Raw genomic sequence first — 17,361 nt, 5'->3', positions numbered from 1 at the left:
GGGCGGGTCGCAGGACGCGCCCCCTCCGCCGCCCCCTCCGCCGCGGCCACCGTCGTGGCCTCCGTCGCGGCCGCCGCCGGGGGGCCGGGGTGAGCCACCCCACGCTTTCCATGGTGCTTCCGCTCTGGACAGCCAGTTTGACTGGCCGGTAACTTAAGCTGAGCAAGCGCTTAGGCATGGCGGCGGACCGCCGCGACCGAAGGGAGCCGGCCGTGCGCCGTACCGTTTTCAGCGAGGACCACGAGGCATTCCGCGAGACCATCCGCGCCTTCATCGAGGCCGAGGTCGTCCCGGTCTACGACGAGTGGTTCGCGGCCGGCCAGGCGCCGCGCGACTTCTACTACAAGCTCGGCGAGCTGGGCGTGTTCGGCATCAACGTGCCCGAGGAGTTCGGCGGCGCGGGCCTGGACACCCACAAGTTCGAGGCCGTCCTCTACGAAGAGACCTCCCGCGCGGGCGTCAACTTCGGCGGCTCCGGCGTGCACGTGCTGCTCGCCCTGCCCTACATCAAGATGCTGGCCGACGACGAGCAGAAGAAGCGCTACCTGCCGAAGTTCGTCTCCGGCGAGGAGATGTGGGCCCTCGCGATGACCGAGCCGGGCACCGGCTCCGACGTCGCGGGCATGAAGACCACCGCCAAGCTCTCCGAGGACGGCACGCACTACGTCCTCAACGGCTCCAAGACCTTCATCACCGGTGGCGTGCACGCCGACCGCGTGATCGTCTGCGCCCGCACCTCCGCCCCGAGCGCCGAGGACCGCCGCTTCGGCATCTCCCTCTTCGCCGTGGACACCAAGTCCGAGGGCTACTCCATCGGCCGCAAGCTGGACAAGCTGGGCCTGCGCACCTCCGACACCGCCGAGCTGGCGTTCGTCGACGTGAAGGTCCCGGTCGAGGACCTGCTCGGCGAGGAGAACAAGGGCTTCTACTACCTCGGCGCCAACCTGCCCTCCGAGCGCTGGGGCATCGCCTTCGGCGCCTACGCGCAGGCCAAGGCCGCCATCCGGTTCGCCCAGCAGTACGTGACCGAGCGCACCGTCTTCGGCAAGCCGGTCGCCCACTTCCAGAACACCAAGTTCGAGCTGGCCGCCTGCCAGGCCGAGGTGGACGCCGCCGAGGCCGTCGCCGACCGCGCCCTGGAGGCCCTGGACGCCGGCGAGCTGACCGCCGCCGAGGCCGCCTCCGCCAAGCTGTTCTGCACCGAGGTCGCGCACCGCGTGATCGACAAGTGCCTCCAGCTGCACGGCGGTTACGGGTACATGAACGAGTACCCGATCGCACGCCTGTACGCCGACAACCGCGTGAACCGCATCTACGGCGGCACCAGCGAGGTCATGAAGTCCATCATCGCCAAGTCCATGGGCCTCTAGGAAAGTTCGGGCGCTTAGCCTTCACCCATGAACGAGGCACTGACGTCCCTCCTCGATCTGCTCGACCTCGAGCAGATCGAGGAGAACATCTTCCGCGGCACCAGCAGGCCTTCCCTGGTGCCGCGCGTCTTCGGCGGTCAGGTCGCGGCCCAGGCGCTGGTCGCGGCCGGGCGGACCGTCCCCGCGGACCGCACCGCCCACTCGCTGCACTCGTACTTCTTGCGCACCGGGGACACCGGCGCGCCCATCGTGTACTCGGTGGACCGGATCCGCGACGGCCGCTCCTTCACCACGCGCCGGGTCGTCGCCGTCCAGCACGGACAGCCGATCTTCCACCTCTCCGCGTCGTTCCAGAAGTACGAGGACGGCCTCGACCACCAGGTCGCGATGCCGTCGGCCCCCGACCCGGAGACCCTGCCCACCGCGGCCGAGTCGCTGCCCGCGTACCGGGAGATCTTCCGCGATCCCGGCACGGTGGAGCGGCTGATCGAGACCCGCGAGGCGGTGGACCTGCGCTACGCCACGACCCCGCCCTGGGGCAGCGTCGGCGAGCCCGTGGAGCCGCGCTCGCAGGTGTGGTTCCGTACGGCCGGCAAGCTGGACGGCGACGATCCGCTGCTGCACACCTGCCTGGCCACCTACGTCTCCGACATGACCCTGCTGGACTCGGTGCTGCTCGCGCACGGCCGGGGCGGCTGGGCGGTGGGCGACGTGGTCGGCGCCTCGCTGGACCACGCGATGTGGTTCCACCGGCCGTTCCGTGCGGACGAATGGCTGCTGTACGACCAGGAGTCGCCCTCGGCGGCCGCGGGCCGCGGCCTCGGCCAGGCCCGCATCTGGACGCAGGACGGCCGGCTGGCCGTGACGGTCATCCAGGAGGGTGTCGTCCGCGTCCCGCGCGCATGACGCGTCCGGCTCCGCGTCCGAATCCGCGTCCGGATCGCGGCAGGCAGTGATGACAGAAGAAGCCCCGGCCGGGGACACCGGCCGGGGCTTCTCGCCGTGCACCGCGCCCTAGGACGTCTCTTTCGGATCTTGTCGGATCAGCCCGGGTCGTCCGGCGCGGTACATCGCAAGGCGGAGGGGCGCCCGTGTACTGGACGTACTCGGGCGCCCCGACAACGCGGCGAGGTGCCGTGCCGGGCGGACCGGGCCCGACAAGATCCGGAAGAGACGGCCTAGGCCGTCAGGCCCGCCGCGTCCAGGAGGTACGCCACCATCGGGTCGTAGAAGCGGGGGTCGCGGACGTGGTCGTCCAGCGGGATCGCGACCTGGAGGGTGCCCTCGGCCTCGCCGAGGAAGAGCGCCGGGTCGTTGCAGTCGGCGTAGCCGACGGCGTCCAGGCCGCGCTGGGCCGCGCAGCCCGCCCAGCCGTGGTCGGCGACGATCAGGTCCGGCTGCGGGCGGTTCTCGGCCGTCAGGCCGTCCAGGATCGCGGCCATCGGCTCCGGTGAGTGGGTGTGCCACAGCGTCGCGCCCCGCTCCAGGACCGCGACGTCGGCGAACTGCCACACCGAGCCCTCGTCCGCCACCAGCCCGCGGGGGATCTCGACGATCTCGCAGCCCGCCGCGCGCAGGGCCGCCGCCGTCGCCCGGTGGACGTCCAGCAGGCCGCCCGGGTGGCCGGTGGCGAACAGCACGCTCTGCCGGTCCAGCGCCGCCTTGCGCAGCCGGGCCGCCAGCCGGTCCAGGCCGGCCACGGTCAGCTCCGGGTCGATGGTGTCCTGGCCGTAGCGGAACTCGGGGTCGTCCACCACCCCGCACCGCTCCGCCATCACCGCGAGCACGTCCTGCTCGTCCGCCCAGCGGTCCCCCAGCTCCAGCCCGAGCCAGTAGTGCCGGTCGCCGTTGGCGAGCTTGCGGTAGTGGCTGAGGTTGTTCTCGCGCGGGGTCGCCACCTGTCCCGCGATCCGCGTGCGGACCAGGTGGTCGATGAGTTCGGCACGGCTCGGCGTCTCTATCGGCTTCGGCATACGGGCCATTCTGCCGCCGCCGGGCCGGAGCCGGCGCGTCCATTCCGGTCGGCGGACACCCCGGCTCATGCCGACAGCGCCCCGAACGCGCCGTGCGCGAGGCGCCGCAGCAGCGCTTCCGTGGCCTCGCGCCCCAGCGCCGCCAGGTGCGGGGTCGAGTTGAGCAGGCCGAACACCGCGTGCACGGCGACCCGTACCTCGGCCTCGCCGACCTGCGGGTGCAGCTCCCGTACGACCTCCACCCACAGCTCCACGTACTGGCGCTGCAGCTGCCGTACGAGCTTGCGGTCGGCCTCCCGCAGCCGGTCGAGCTCCCGGTCGTGCAGGGTGATCAGCGCCTGGTCGTCGAGCGCGAAGTCGATGTGCCCGTCGATGAGGGAGGACAGGACCCGCTCCGGGGCGCCCGCGGCCTCGGCCACCCGGTGCCGGCCGCCGGTCAGCAGCCGCTCGCTGATGCCGACGAGCAGCTCGGCCAGCATGGCGTCCTTGCCCGCGAAGTGCCGGTACAGGCCGGGGCCGCTGATGCCCACCGCGGCCCCTATCTCGTCGACGCCGACTCCGTGGAATCCGCGTGCTGCGAAGAGACGAGCGGCCTCACTGAGGATCTGCTCGCGACGGGTGGGGGCGGCCGCTCTGGTGCTCATGGGAAACCATTCTAGACAGGGCCGTTAGCGCTCGTTAACCTAAGCCGTACATGCGTTAACGCTTATTAACAGCGTGCACCGAGCAAGGGAGCTCGACCGATGCAGCAGGCACCAGTGCTGACGAGCGCCGCGGACCCGGCGTCCGAGGCCTGGCGGACCAACGAGGCCGCCCACCGCGAGCTGACCGAGGGCCTGCGCGCCCGGCTCGACGCGGCCCGGCTCGGTGGCGGCGAGAAGGCCCGCGCCCGCCACACCGCCCGCGGGAAGCTCCTCCCGCGCGACCGCGTGGACACCCTCCTCGACCCAGGGTCGCCCTTCCTGGAGCTGGCCCCGCTGGCCGCCGAGGGGATGTACGGGGGCGCGGCCCCCGCCGCCGGGGTCATCGCGGGCATCGGCCGGGTCAGCGGCCGCGAGTGCGTGATCGTCGCGAACGACGCCACCGTCAAGGGCGGCACGTACTACCCGATGACCGTCAAGAAGCACCTGCGCGCCCAGGAGGTGGCTCTGGAGAACCGTCTCCCCTGCCTCTACCTGGTCGACTCGGGCGGCGCCTTCCTCCCCATGCAGGACGAGGTCTTCCCCGACCGGGAGCACTTCGGCCGCATCTTCTACAACCAGGCCCGCATGTCGGGGGCCGGCATCCCGCAGATCGCCGCCGTCCTCGGCTCCTGCACGGCGGGCGGGGCCTACGTACCGGCCATGAGCGACGAGGCCGTCATCGTCCGCAACCAGGGCACGATCTTCCTCGGCGGCCCGCCGCTGGTGAAGGCCGCGACCGGTGAGGTGGTCACGGCCGAGGAGCTCGGCGGCGGCGAGGTCCACTCCCGGATCTCCGGCGTGACCGACCACCTCGCGGAGGACGACGCGCACGCGCTGCGGATCGTACGGAACATCGTGGCGACCCTGCCCGAGCGCGGGGCCCTGCCCTGGTCGGTCGAGGCTCCGGAGGAGCCCAAGGTGGACCCGTACGGGCTCTACGGCGCGGTCCCCGTCGACTCGCGCACCCCGTACGACGCCCGCGAGATCATCGCGCGGATCGTGGACGGCTCCCGCTTCCAGGAGTTCAAGTCCGAGTTCGGCCAGACGCTGGTCACCGGCTTCGCCCGGATCCACGGCCACCCGGTCGGCATCATCGCCAACAACGGCATCCTGTTCGCCGAGTCCGCGCAGAAGGGCGCGCACTTCATCGAGCTGTGCGACCAGCGCGGCATCCCGCTGCTCTTCCTCCAGAACATCTCCGGCTTCATGGTCGGCAAGGACTACGAGGCCGGCGGCATCGCCAAGCACGGCGCCAAGATGGTGACGGCGGTGGCCTGCACCCGGGTGCCGAAGCTGACGGTGGTGGTCGGCGGCTCGTACGGCGCCGGCAACTACTCGATGTGCGGCCGGGCGTACTCGCCCCGCTTCCTGTGGATGTGGCCCAACGCCAAGATCTCCGTGATGGGCGGGGAGCAGGCGGCCTCGGTGCTCGCCACGGTCAAGCGCGACCAGATCGAGGGCGCGGGCCAGGAGTGGCCCGCCGAGGACGAGGAGGCCTTCAAGGCCCCGGTCCGCGCGCAGTACGAGGAGCAGGGCAACGCCTACTACGCCACCGCGCGGCTGTGGGACGACGGGGTCATCGACCCGATGGAAACCCGGCAGGTGCTGGGACTGGCCCTGACCGCGTGCGCGAACGCCCCGCTGGGCGACTCGGGCTTCGGCATCTTCCGTATGTGACGTGAGGACCTCACTGATGTTCAGCACTGTTCTGGTGGCGAACCGGGGCGAGATCGCGGTCCGGGTCATCCGTACCCTGCGGCAGCTCGGCATCCGCTCCGTGGCCGTCTTCAGCGACGCCGACGCGGACGCCCGCCATGTCCGGGAGGCCGACACGGCCGTCCGGATCGGTCCGGCAGCGGCCGCCGAGAGCTACCTCTCGGTGGAGCGGCTGCTGGATGCCGCGCGCCGCACCGGCGCCGAGGCCGTCCACCCCGGCTACGGCTTCCTCGCCGAGAACGCGGCCTTCGCGCAGGCCTGCGCCGACGCCGGCCTGGCCTTCATCGGGCCGCCCGCTTCGGCGATCTCCCTGATGGGCGACAAGATCCGCGCCAAGGAGACCGTGAAGGCGGCGGGCGTGCCCGTCGTACCGGGCTCCTCCGGCAGCGGCCTGACCGACGCCGAACTGGCGGCCGCGGCCGCGGAGATCGGCATGCCGGTGCTGCTCAAGCCCTCGGCGGGCGGCGGCGGCAAGGGCATGCGCCTGGTGCGCGACGAGGCGGTGCTGGCCGAGGAGATCGCGGCGGCCCGCCGCGAGGCGCGGTCCTCCTTCGGGGACGACACCCTGCTGGTCGAGCGGTGGGTGGACCGGCCGCGGCACATCGAGATCCAGGTGCTGGCGGACGCCCACGGCCATGTGGTGCACCTCGGCGAGCGCGAGTGCTCGCTGCAGCGCCGGCACCAGAAGGTGATCGAGGAGGCGCCGTCGGTCCTGCTCGACGAGAAGACCCGGGCGGCGATGGGCGCGGCGGCGGTCGACGCGGCCCGCTCCTGCGGGTACGTCGGCGCGGGCACGGTGGAGTTCATCGTCCCGGGCGGCGACCCCTCCTCCTACTACTTCATGGAGATGAACACCCGCCTCCAGGTCGAGCACCCGGTCACGGAGCTGATCACCGGGCTGGACCTGGTGGAGCTCCAGCTCCGGGTGGCGGCGGGCGAACCGCTGGGCTTCGACCAGTCCGAGGTGACGCTGACCGGGCACGCCATCGAGGCCCGCGTCTGCGCGGAGGACCCGGCGCGCGGGTTCCTGCCGTCCGGCGGCACCGTGCTGGCCCTGTCCGAGCCCTCGGGCGGTGCGGTGCGGACGGACTCCGGCCTGACGGCGGGCGTTCCGGTGGGCTCGACCTACGACCCGATGCTGTCCAAGGTCATCGTCCACGGCCCGGACCGCGCGACCGCGCTGCGGATGCTGCGGGCGGCGCTGGCCGACACCGTGATCCTGGGTGTGCAGACCAATGCGGGCTTCCTGCGCAGGCTCCTGGACCACCCGGACGTGGTCTCGGGCGACCTCGACACCGGGCTGGTGGAGCGCGACCTGCCGTCCCTCCTGCCGGAGGGGGTCCCGGACGAGGTGTACGCGACGGCAGCCCTGCTGGCGCAGCCCTTCACGAAGCCGAGGCAGGAGGGGTGGGTCGACCCCTTCGACGCGGGGAGCGGCTGGCGCCTGGGCGGTACGCCCGCCTGGACGGTGCACCACGTCCGCCTTCCGGGCCAGGACCCCGTGGAGGTCCGTAGCCGGCGTTCCGGCTCCGACACCGAGCTCGCACTTTCAGCCTCGCCGGCGATTGAGGCGCGGGGTCCGGGGCAGGGCCCCGGCGCACCGGCCCGGGCCCGGATCCTCACCCGCACCCCCGACACGGTCACCGTCGAACTCGACGGCGTCACGCACCGCTTCAGCCACGCCGCCTCCCCGGAGGGGACCTGGCTCGGGCGCGACGGCGACTCCTGGCACGTGCAGGCGTACGACCCCGTCGTGGCCCACCTCACCGGGGCCGGACGCGGCGGCGCGAACAGCCTCGCCGCCCCGATGCCCGGCACCGTCACCGTGGTCAAGGTCGCCGTCGGCGACCGGGTCGAGGCCGGGCAGAGCCTCCTGGTCGTCGAGGCCATGAAGATGGAGCACGTCATCTCCGCCCCGCACGCCGGCACCGTCACCGAGCTGGACGTGACCCCCGGCACCACGGTCGCGATGGACCAGATCCTGGCCGTCGTCACCCCCGACGAGGACGAGGAGGGGGCCGCGTGAACAGGCTGCCCATGAACGTGCCGGCCCCCGGCCTCCCGGCCCGGGTCCGCATCCACGAGGTCGGTGCCCGCGACGGGCTGCAGAACGAGAAGGGCGCGGTCCCCACGGCCGTGAAGGCGGAGTTCATCCACCGCCTCGCCGCCGCCGGGCTGACCACCATCGAGGCCACCAGTTTCGTGCACCCCAAGTGGGTGCCCCAACTGGCCGACGCGGAGGAGCTGTTCCCGCAGCTGGCCGATGTCGCGGCGGATCTGCCCGTGCTCGTCCCCAACGAGCGCGGCCTCGACCGTGCGCTGGCCCTCGGGGCGCGGCGCATCGCGGTCTTCGGGTCGGCCACCGAGACCTTCGCCTCGCGCAACCTCAACCGCACCGTCGCCGAGTCCCTCGCCATGTTCGAGCCGGTCGTGGCCCGGGCCAAGGAGGGCGGCGCGCACGTGCGCGGCTACCTCTCGATGTGCTTCGGCGACCCCTGGGAGGGCCCGGTCCCGGTCCACCAGGTCGTCTCCGTCGCCAAGGCCCTGCTGGACCTCGGCTGTGACGAGCTGAGCCTCGGCGACACGATCGGCGTGGCCACTCCGGGCCATGTCCAGGCCCTGCTCTCCGCGCTGAACGAGGCCGGTGTCACGACCGACCGTATCGGCGTGCACTTCCACGACACCTACGGCCAGGCCCTGTCCAACACGCTCGCCGCGCTCCAGCACGGCGTGAGCACCGTCGACGCCTCCGCAGGCGGCCTCGGCGGGTGCCCGTACGCGAAGAGCGCCACCGGGAACCTCGCGACCGAGGACCTGGTGTGGATGCTCGACGGCCTCGGCATCGAAACCGGGGTCGACCTGGCCGCCCTCACCGCCACGAGCGTGTGGATGGCCGAACAGCTGGGACGTCCCAGCCCCTCCCGTACCGTCCGCGCCCTCTCCCACAAGGAGTAGTCACACCATGTCCCTCGACCACCGGCTCACCCCTGAGCACGAGGAACTCCGCCGCACCGTGGAGGCGTTCGCGCACGACGTCGTCGCCCCGAAGATCGGCGACCTGTACGAGCGGCACGAGTTCCCCTACGAGATCGTCGCCGAGATGGGCCGCATGGGCCTGTTCGGCCTGCCCTTCCCGGAGGAGTACGGCGGCATGGGCGGGGACTACCTCGCCCTCGGCATCGCCCTGGAGGAGCTGGCCCGCGTCGACTCCTCGGTCGCCATCACGCTGGAGGCCGGGGTCTCCCTCGGCGCCATGCCCCTCTACCTCTTCGGCACCGAGGAGCAGAAGCGCGAGTGGCTGCCGAGGATGTGCTCCGGCGAGATCCTGGGCGCCTTCGGCCTGACCGAGCCGGGTGCGGGCTCCGACGCGGGCGGCACCCGCACCACCGCCGTCAAGGACGGCGACGAGTGGGTCATCAACGGCTCGAAGTGCTTCATCACCAACTCGGGTACGGACATCACCGGTCTGGTCACCGTCACGGCCGTGACGGGCCGCAAGGCGGACGGCCGCCCGGAGATCTCCTCGATCATCGTCCCGTCCGGCACCCCGGGCTTCACGGTGGCCGCTCCGTACTCCAAGGTGGGCTGGAACTCCTCGGACACCCGTGAGCTGTCCTTCGACGGCGTACGGGTCCCCCTGGCCAACCTGGTGGGCCAGGAGGGCCGCGGCTACGCGCAGTTCCTGCGGATCCTCGACGAGGGCCGCATCGCCATCTCCGCGCTCGCGACCGGGCTCGCGCAGGGCTGCGTGGACGAGTCGGTGAAGTACGCCAAGGAGCGGCACGCCTTCGGCAAGGCGATCGGCGACAACCAGGCGATCCAGTTCAAGCTGGCCGACATGGAGATGCGCGCGCACATGGCCCGCATCGGCTGGCGCGACGCGGCCTCCCGGCTCGTGGCCGGTGAGCCGTTCAAGAAGGAGGCGGCGATCGCGAAGCTGTACTCCTCGACGGTCGCCGTGGACAACGCCCGCGAGGCGACCCAGATCCACGGCGGCTACGGCTTCATGAACGAGTACCCGGTGGCGCGCATGTGGCGGGACTCCAAGATCCTGGAGATCGGCGAGGGCACGAGCGAGGTCCAGCGCATGCTGATCGCGCGCGAACTGGGCTTCGCCGGCTAGTCGTCGGGCCCGTCCGCGAGCGGACGGGGCGACGGGCTGAGCGAGGGGGTCCTGAAAAAACTTAGGACCCCCTTATCGTTTCAGGCCAAGGTTAGGCTAACCTTCCCCACGAACGGCTCAGTGGCCGCCCGGTACGCACGAAAACGGACATCGACATGCCCAAGTCCCGAACCTCCTCCTTCACCCGTCGCGGGTTCGTCGCGGCCGGTGGCGCCCTCGGCCTCGTAGCGGTCCTCGCCGCCTGCGGTGGCACCGACTCGGCGAAGGGTGACGGCGGCAAGGACAACGGCGCCGCGGCCTCCGGCCCCTGGACCTTCAAGGACGACCTCGGCAAGGACGTCAGCACCAAGTCCACGCCGAAGAACATCGTCGCCTTCACCGGCACCGCGGCCGCCCTGTACGACTACGGCGTCCCGGTCAAGGGCGTGTTCGGCCCGACGAAGACCGCCGACGGCAAGCCCGACGTCCAGGCCGGCTCGATGGACATCTCCAAGGTCGAGATCCTCGGCAACGTCTACGACGAGTTCAACGTCGAGAAGTACGCGGCCCTCCAGCCCGACCTGCTCGTCACCAACACCTGGGACGGCACGTACTGGTACGTCCCGGAGGCCTCCAAGGACAAGATCCTGAAGCTGGCCCCGGCCGCCGCTGTCAAGGTGGGCGGCGACGTCACCCTCGACAAGGCGCTGGAGCGCACCGCGGACCTCGCCAAGTCCCTCGGCGCCGACATGAACGCCAAGAAGACCGTCGACGCGAAGGCCCGCTTCGAGGCCGCCGCCGCGAAGGTCCGCGAGGCAACCAAGGCCAACCCGGGCATCAAGGTCCTCGTGGGCTCCGGCTCCGCCGACCTGTTCTACGTCTCCACCCCGGAGACCTCGGCCGACCTGAAGTACTTCCAGCAGCTCGGCGTCGAGTTCGTCACCCCCGAGAAGCTGGACGAGGGCGGCTTCTTCGAGAGCCTCAGCTGGGAGAACGCCGGCAAGTACAAGGCCGACGTCGTCCTGCTCGACAACCGCACCGGCACCCTGCAGCCCGACGCCCTGAAGGAGAAGGCCACCTGGGCCGAGCTCCCCGCCGTCAAGGCCGGCCAGATCACCCCGCGCGTGACCGAGCCGATCTTCTCGTACGACAAGTGCGCCCAGCTCCTGGAAGACCTCGCGAAGTCCATCCAGAGCGCCAAGAAGGTCAGCTGACCCTCGGCGCCCGGTGACCCCGGGCGCCAGGCAGGCCGTTCCGACTCCAGGGGGACCTCTCCGCATGACCGCCACCGCATCCGACGCCCCGGCCGTCGCCCACTTCCGGTTCTTCGAGCTCGAAGTCGTCCGCACGCGCCGTCTGGGCCACTCGTTCCTGCGGGTCACGTTCGGCGGGGAGTCCCTCGCGGCCTTCCGTTCGGGCGGCTTCGACCAGAGCCTGTCGCTCTTCCTGCCCCCGTCCGGCCAGGAGCACACGGTGCTCCCGTCCACGGACGAGGACACCTGGTTCGCCGCCTGGCGCGCCGTGCCGGAGGAGGAGCGGCCGGTGATGCGCTCCTACACGGTGCGCGAGCAGCGCCGTACGCCCGAGGGGGCGGACGAGGTCGACATCGACTTCGTCCTGCACGGGGACACCGGCCCGGCGTCCCGCTGGGCGGGGCAGGCCGTGGCCGGCCGCCGGATCATGGCGATCGGGCCGGCCGTCGCGGAGAACAAGTCCGTACGCTTCCAGCCGCCGGCCGGCACCGACGCGATCTGGATGTACGCGGACGAGACCGCCCTGCCGGCCGCGGCCGCGATCCTGGAGCGACTGGCCGACGGGACCGCCGTCCGGGCCTGGTTCGAGGTCCCGCACGAGGACGACCGGCTCGACCTGGCGGCGCCCGCCGACGCGGACATCACCTGGATCGTGCGCGAGAGCGAGGGCCGGGAGCGGACGGAGCAGGTGCTGAACGCGCTGCGCTCGGCCGGACCCGTCGCAGCCGAAGCCCCGTACGCCTGGCTGGCGGGCGAGGCGGGCACGATTCGCGCCGTGCGCCGGCACTTCGTGCAGGAACGTTTCGTCGACCGCCGCGCCGTCCGTTTCACCGGCTACTGGCGCCTCGGTGCGAGCGAGGAGCAGCTCCTCGCCGAGGCGTACGCGGGCAAGGCCCCGAGCGAGGACCCGGCGTCCGAGCTGTAGTCAGCTTCCTTACCCCATAGTGCAGTTGCGACGGGCCCCGGCTTTTCAGCCGGGGCCCATCTGCGTTTGGCGAAATACTAAGGTTAGGCTAACCTAATTCACACACGCCACACACCCCCCTTCTCCCCCCTGCCCGGAGGAAAGTTGATGCGCTCGCATCTGCTGAACGAGACGACCGCGGACCTCTACCGGCGCTCCGTCACCGAGGGCGTCGACCGCGTCGCCGCCAAACTCGCGACGACGCAGCGGCCCCACACCGGTATATCCGTCGACGAACTCGCCCCGGTCATCAACGGAATCGACCTGGACAAGCCGCTCGCGGACGCGGCCGCCGTCCTGGACGAGCTCGAGGACGTCTACCTGCGCGACGCGGTGTACTTCCACCACCCGCGCTACCTGGGCCACCTCAACTGCCCGGTCGTCATCCCCGCCGTGCTCGGCGAGGCGATCCTGTCGGCCGTCAACTCCTCGCTCGACACCTGGGACCAGTCCATCGGCGGCACGCTCATCGAGCGCCGCCTCATCGACTGGACCACCGAGCGCATCGGCCTCGGCCCCGCCGCGGACGGCATCTTCACCTCCGGCGGCAGCCAGTCCAACTTCCACGCGCTGCTCCTGGCCCGTGACGAGGCCTGCCGCCTCGTCATGAAGAAGGCGCTCGACGAGGGACGCGAGCTCACCAAGGCCGAACTCCTGCCGAAGCTGCGCATCTTCACCTCCGACGCCAGCCACTTCAGCGTCCAGAAGTCGGCCGCGATGCTCGGACTCGGCTACGAGGCCGTCATCTCCGTCCCGGTCGACCGCAACCGCCGGATGGACACCGCGGTGCTCGCCCTGGAGCTGGAGGAGTGCGCCGCCGAGGGCCTCTTCCCGATGGCCGTCGTCGCCACCGCCGGCACCACCGACTTCGGGTCCATCGACCCGCTCCCCGAGATCGCCCGCTTGGCCGACGAGCACTCCGCGTGGATGCACGTGGACGCCGCCTACGGCTGCGGGCTGCTGGCCTCCCCGACCCGCCGCCACCTCCTCGACGGCATCGAGCGCGCCGACTCGGTCACGGTCGACTACCACAAGTCGTTCTTCCAGCCGGTCAGCTCCAGCGCCATGCTGGTGCGCGACCGCGACACCCTCAAGCACGCCACGTACCACGCGGACTACCTCAACCCGCGCCGCATGGCCGAGGAGCGCATCCCCAACCAGGTCGACAAGTCCATCCAGACCACGCGCCGGTTCGACGCGCTCAAGCTCTGGGTGACCCTGCGCGTCATGGGCGCCGACGGTGTCGGCTCGCTCTTCGACGAGGTCATCGACCTGGCCGCGGCCGGCTGGGACATCATCGACGCCGACCCGCGCTTCGAGGTCGTCGTCAAGCCGCAGATCTCCACCCTCGTCTTCCGCTACGTCCCCGAGGGCGACGGGATCCGCAGCGACCTCGTCGACGAGGCCAACCTGCACGCCCGCAAGGCCCTGTTCGCCTCCGGCGAGGCCGTCGTCGCCGGCACCAAGGTGGACGGGAAGCAGTACCTGAAGTTCACCCTCCTCAACCCGCAGACCACGACGGCCGACATCGCGGCCGTCCTCGACCTTCTCGCCGCACATGCCGAGCAGTTCCTGGGAGAATCCCTTGCCCTCCACCGCTGAGACCCACGACTTCATCGGCATCGGCGTCGGTCCGTTCAATCTGGGACTCGCCTGCCTGACCGCCCCGCTCGACGAGATCGACGGTCTCTTCATCGAGTCGAAGCCGCACTTCGAGTGGCACGCCGGGATGTTCCTGGACGGCGCCCACCTGCAGACGCCCTTCATGTCGGACCTGGTCACGCTCGCCGACCCCACCTCGCCCTTCTCCTTCCTGAACTACCTGAAGGACAAGGACCGGCTGTACTCCTTCTACATCCGGGAGAACTTCTACCCGCTGCGGGCCGAGTACAACGACTACTGCCGCTGGGCCGCCGACCGCCTCGACAACGTCCAGTGGTCCACCTCGGTCACCGAGGTCACCTACGACGAGCAGGCCGGCCTGTACGAGGTCCACACCGACAAGGGCGAGACCCACCGGGCCCCCCGCCTGGTCCTGGGCACCGGCACCCCGCCGCACGTCCCGCAGACCTGCGAGGGCCTCGGCGGCGACTTCCTGCACAACTCCGCCTACATGCAGAACAAGGCGGAGCTGCAGAAGAAGAAGTCGATCACCCTCATCGGCTCCGGCCAGAGCGCGGCCGAGATCTACTACGACCTCCTCGCCGAGATCGACGTCCACGGCTACCGGCTCAACTGGGTGACCCGCTCCCCGCGGTTCTTCCCGCTGGAGTACACGAAGCTGACCCTGGAGATGACCTCCCCCGAGTACGTGGACTACTTCCATGCGCTCCCCGAGGACACCCGGTACCGGCTGGAGACCCAGCAGAAGAACCTCTTCAAGGGCATCGACGGCGACCTGATCAACGCCATCTTCGACCTGCTCTACCAGAAGAAGATCAGCATGCCGGGCCAGGTCCCGACCACCCTGATGACCAACACCTCCCTCAACAGCACCGCGTACGACACCACCACGGGCACGTACACGCTGGGGCTGCGCCAGGAGGAGCAGGAGCGGGACTTCTCCCTCACCACCGAGGGCCTGGTCCTGGCCACCGGCTACAAGTACAGCTTCCCCGAGTTCCTGAACCCGGTACGGGACCGCCTGAACTTCGACGGACACGGCCGTCTCGACGCCGCCCGCAACTACAGCATCGACACCACGGGCCGCGGGGTCTACCTGCAGAACGGCACCACCCACAACCACTCCCTCACCTCGCCCGACCTGGGCATGGCGGCGTACCGGAACGCGTACATCGTCGGTGAGCTCCTCGGCCGCGAGCACTACAAGGTCGAGAAGTCCATCGCGTTCCAGCAGTTCGCCGCCCCGGAAGGCACCCTCTGATGAGCACCACCGAACTCCTCTTCTCCCGCACCGACAAAGAACTCGGCTCCTTCGCCGTGCGCCCCCTGGACCCCTTCGCCGACGCGGAGCTGCTCCACGGCTGGGTCACCCACCCGAAGGCGTCGTTCTGGATGATGCAGGACGCGTCCCTGCCGGACGTCGAGCGCGAGTACATGAGGATCGCCGCCCACGAGCACCACCAGGCCTTCATCGGCCTGCACGAGGGCCGTCCCGCGTTCCTGATGGAGACCTACGACCCGTCCGAGCTGGAGCTGGTCGGCCTCTACGACGCCGTGCCGGGCGACGTCGGCATGCACTTCCTCGTCGCGCCCAGCGACACCCCGCTGCACGGCTTCACCCGCGCCGTGATCACCACCGTCATGGCCGCGATCTTCGCCGACCCGGCCACCGAACGCGTCGTGGTCGAGCCGGACGTCGCCAACACCGCCGTGCACGCCCTCAACGAGGCCGTCGGCTTCGTGCCGGAGCGCCAGGTCACCAAGCCGGAGAAGGAAGCGCTGCTGAGCTTCTGCACCCGCGCGCAGTTCGAGGCCGCCACGGCTGCCCAGGGGGTCTCCATATGAGCCTCGCCGACGCCGTCGCCCACCTCTCCCCCGAGCTGTGGGCCCGCGCCAACCGCGCCCTGGTCCGCAAGGGCCTCGCCGAGTTCTCCCACGAGCGCCTGCTGACCCCCGAGCCCCTCGGGGACTCCTGGTACGCGGTCCGCAGCGACGACTCCTGCGTCGAGTACCGCTTCAAGGCGGTCCTGCACGCCCTCGACCACTGGTCGGTCGACGAGGCCTCCATCACCCGCCACCGGGACGGCGCCGAGCTGGAGCTGGACGCCCTCGACTTCCACATCGAGCTGCGCGAGACCCTGGGGCTGAGCCCGGAGGTGCTGCCCGTCTACCTGGAGGAGATCTCCTCCACCCTGGCCGGCACCGGCTACAAGTACACGAAGCCGCAGGTCTCCTCCGACGTCCTCGCGAAGTCCTCCTTCCAGGACATCGAGACGGGCATGACCGAGGGCCACCCCTGCTTCGTCGCGAACAACGGCCGGCTCGGCTTCGGCGTGCACGAGTACCTCTCGTACGCCCCGGAGGCCGCCAGCCCCGTCCACCTCGTGTGGGTCGCCGCCCGCAAGGACGTCTCCACCTTCACCGCGGGCGCCGGCCTGGACCACGACTCCTTCATGCGCGAGGAGCTCGGCGACGAGACCATCGGCGTCTTCGCCGAGCGGATGACCGCGCTGGGCCTGGACCTGGCCGACTTCCACCTCTTCCCCGTGCACCCCTGGCAGTGGTGGAACAAGACCACGGTCACCTTCGCGGCCGAGATCGCGAACCGCCGCCTGGTGCTGCTGGGCGAGGGCCCGGACGCGTACCTCGCGCAGCAGTCGATCCGCACGTTCTTCAACCGGAGCGCGCCGCGCAAGCACTACGTCAAGACCGCCATCTCGGTCCTGAACATGGGCTTCATGCGAGGCCTGTCGGCCGCCTACATGGAGGCCACCCCGGCCATCAACGACTGGCTGCACCAGCTGATCGAGGGCGACGAGACCCTGAAGTCGGTGGACTTCTCGATCATCCGCGAACGCGCGGCGATCGGCTACCACCACCGCCAGTACGAGCGCGCCACCGACCGGTACTCCCCGTACCGCAAGATGCTGGCCGCGCTGTGGCGCGAGTCGCCCGTCAACCGGATCGAGGGCGACGAGCGCCTCGCCACGATGGCCTCGCTCCTGCACGTGGACGCCGAGGGCAAGTCCTTCGTCGGCGCGCTGATCGCGGAGTCGGGCCTGACCCCGGCCGAGTGGCTGCGCCACTACCTGCGCGCCTACCTGGTGCCGCTGCTGCACTGCTTCTACCAGTACGACCTCGCGTACATGCCGCACGGCGAGAACACCATCCTCGTCATCGAGGGCGGCCTGGTGAAGCGGGCGATCTTCAAGGACATCGCCGAGGAGATCGTCATCATGGACGCGGACGCGGTGCTGCCGCCCGCGGTCGAGCGGGTCCGGGCGGACATCCCCGAGGACATGAAGCTCCTGTCGATCTTCACCGACGTCTTCGACTGCTTCTTCCGCTTCCTCGGCGCGATCCTCGCGGACGAGGGCATCTGCGAGGAGGACACCTTCTGGCAGGCGGTCGCGGACTGCGGCCACGAGTACCAGGACTCGATGCCGCAGCTCGCGGAGCGCTTCGAGCGGTACGACCTCTTCGCGCAGGAGTTCCAGCTGTCCTGCCTGAACCGCCTCCAGCTGCGCAACAACAAGCAGATGGTCGACCTCGCCGACCCGGCTGCGGCCCTCCAGCTGATCGGCAACCTCAAGAACCCCGTCGCGGCCTTCGCCCGGCGGTGACACACGGGGCGGGGGAGGCATCGATACGGTCCCTCGACGCCTCCCCCGCCCCAC

At 70.7% G+C, this 17,361-nt stretch carries 14 protein-coding genes; 12 read left to right on the top strand and 2 right to left on the bottom strand.

Annotation, left to right across the window (positions count from 1 at the left end):
- Positions 1 to 212: 212 nt before the first annotated feature.
- Positions 213 to 1,370: an acyl-CoA dehydrogenase family protein gene (locus B6R96_RS22810; protein WP_081525207.1), complete on the top strand. Its 1,158-nt coding sequence runs from the start codon at positions 213 to 215 to the stop codon at positions 1,368 to 1,370.
- Positions 1,371 to 1,397: 27 nt separating this feature from the next.
- On the top strand, positions 1,398 to 2,276 hold the full coding sequence (gene tesB / locus B6R96_RS22805) for an acyl-CoA thioesterase II (RefSeq protein ID WP_030384787.1): 879 nt from the start codon (positions 1,398 to 1,400) through the stop codon (positions 2,274 to 2,276).
- 272 nt (positions 2,277 to 2,548) lie between these two features.
- Here tesB and B6R96_RS22800 read toward each other — a convergent pair whose 3' ends face one another.
- Entirely contained in the window at positions 2,549 to 3,352 is an 804-nt protein-coding gene (locus B6R96_RS22800) for a phosphatase (RefSeq protein ID WP_081523480.1), read from the bottom strand.
- A gap of 56 nt (positions 3,353 to 3,408) precedes the next feature.
- Entirely contained in the window at positions 3,409 to 3,987 is a 579-nt protein-coding gene (locus tag B6R96_RS22795) for an SACE_7040 family transcriptional regulator (RefSeq protein ID WP_052871562.1), read from the bottom strand.
- 99 nt (positions 3,988 to 4,086) lie between these two features.
- Here B6R96_RS22795 and B6R96_RS22790 point away from each other — a divergent pair, with 99 nt between their 5' ends.
- The 10 genes from B6R96_RS22790 (at position 4,087) to B6R96_RS22745 (ending at position 17,307) form a co-directional block, all read left to right on the top strand.
- Positions 4,087 to 5,703 (top strand): carboxyl transferase domain-containing protein, encoded by a 1,617-nt coding sequence (locus B6R96_RS22790; RefSeq protein ID WP_030388537.1) that lies wholly within the window; start codon positions 4,087 to 4,089, stop codon positions 5,701 to 5,703.
- Positions 5,704 to 5,719: 16 nt separating this feature from the next.
- Entirely contained in the window at positions 5,720 to 7,768 is a 2,049-nt protein-coding gene (locus tag B6R96_RS22785; protein ID WP_081523478.1) for an acetyl-CoA carboxylase biotin carboxylase subunit, read from the top strand.
- Between the two features lie 11 nt (positions 7,769 to 7,779).
- Positions 7,780 to 8,697 carry a hydroxymethylglutaryl-CoA lyase gene (locus B6R96_RS22780; RefSeq protein WP_030388539.1) on the top strand — a complete coding sequence of 306 codons (918 nt, stop codon included), beginning with the start codon at positions 7,780 to 7,782 and terminating at the stop codon, positions 8,695 to 8,697.
- Between the two features lie 7 nt (positions 8,698 to 8,704).
- On the top strand, positions 8,705 to 9,865 hold the full coding sequence (locus B6R96_RS22775) for an acyl-CoA dehydrogenase family protein (RefSeq protein ID WP_030388540.1): 1,161 nt from the start codon (positions 8,705 to 8,707) through the stop codon (positions 9,863 to 9,865).
- A 155-nt stretch (positions 9,866 to 10,020) separates the two neighbouring features.
- Positions 10,021 to 11,058, top strand: coding sequence for an ABC transporter substrate-binding protein (locus tag B6R96_RS22770; protein ID WP_081523476.1), 1,038 nt, complete (start codon positions 10,021 to 10,023; stop codon positions 11,056 to 11,058).
- A 64-nt stretch (positions 11,059 to 11,122) separates the two neighbouring features.
- Positions 11,123 to 12,022, top strand: a complete 900-nt coding sequence (locus tag B6R96_RS22765) for a siderophore-interacting protein (RefSeq protein WP_081523474.1) — start codon at positions 11,123 to 11,125, stop codon at positions 12,020 to 12,022.
- Positions 12,023 to 12,169: 147 nt separating this feature from the next.
- On the top strand, positions 12,170 to 13,663 hold the full coding sequence (locus tag B6R96_RS22760) for a pyridoxal phosphate-dependent decarboxylase family protein (RefSeq protein ID WP_053704209.1): 1,494 nt from the start codon (positions 12,170 to 12,172) through the stop codon (positions 13,661 to 13,663).
- Positions 13,647 to 14,945, top strand: coding sequence for a lysine N(6)-hydroxylase/L-ornithine N(5)-oxygenase family protein (locus B6R96_RS22755; protein WP_081523472.1), 1,299 nt, complete (start codon positions 13,647 to 13,649; stop codon positions 14,943 to 14,945). Before B6R96_RS22760 ends, B6R96_RS22755 begins: the two co-directional genes overlap by 17 nt.
- Positions 14,945 to 15,529 (top strand): GNAT family N-acetyltransferase, encoded by a 585-nt coding sequence (locus B6R96_RS22750; RefSeq protein ID WP_081523470.1) that lies wholly within the window; start codon positions 14,945 to 14,947, stop codon positions 15,527 to 15,529. The genes B6R96_RS22755 and B6R96_RS22750 overlap by 1 nt, the downstream gene beginning before the upstream one ends.
- Complete coding sequence (locus B6R96_RS22745; protein ID WP_081523468.1) at positions 15,526 to 17,307, top strand: IucA/IucC family protein; 1,782 nt, start codon at positions 15,526 to 15,528, stop codon at positions 17,305 to 17,307. The genes B6R96_RS22750 and B6R96_RS22745 overlap by 4 nt, the downstream gene beginning before the upstream one ends.
- The last annotated feature ends 54 nt before the right edge of the window (positions 17,308 to 17,361 follow it).

The sequence above is a fragment of the Streptomyces sp. Sge12 genome (genome assembly GCF_002080455.1).
GTDB lineage: Bacteria > Actinomycetota > Actinomycetes > Streptomycetales > Streptomycetaceae > Streptomyces.
This window is presented reverse-complemented; position numbering and strand designations above follow the sequence as displayed.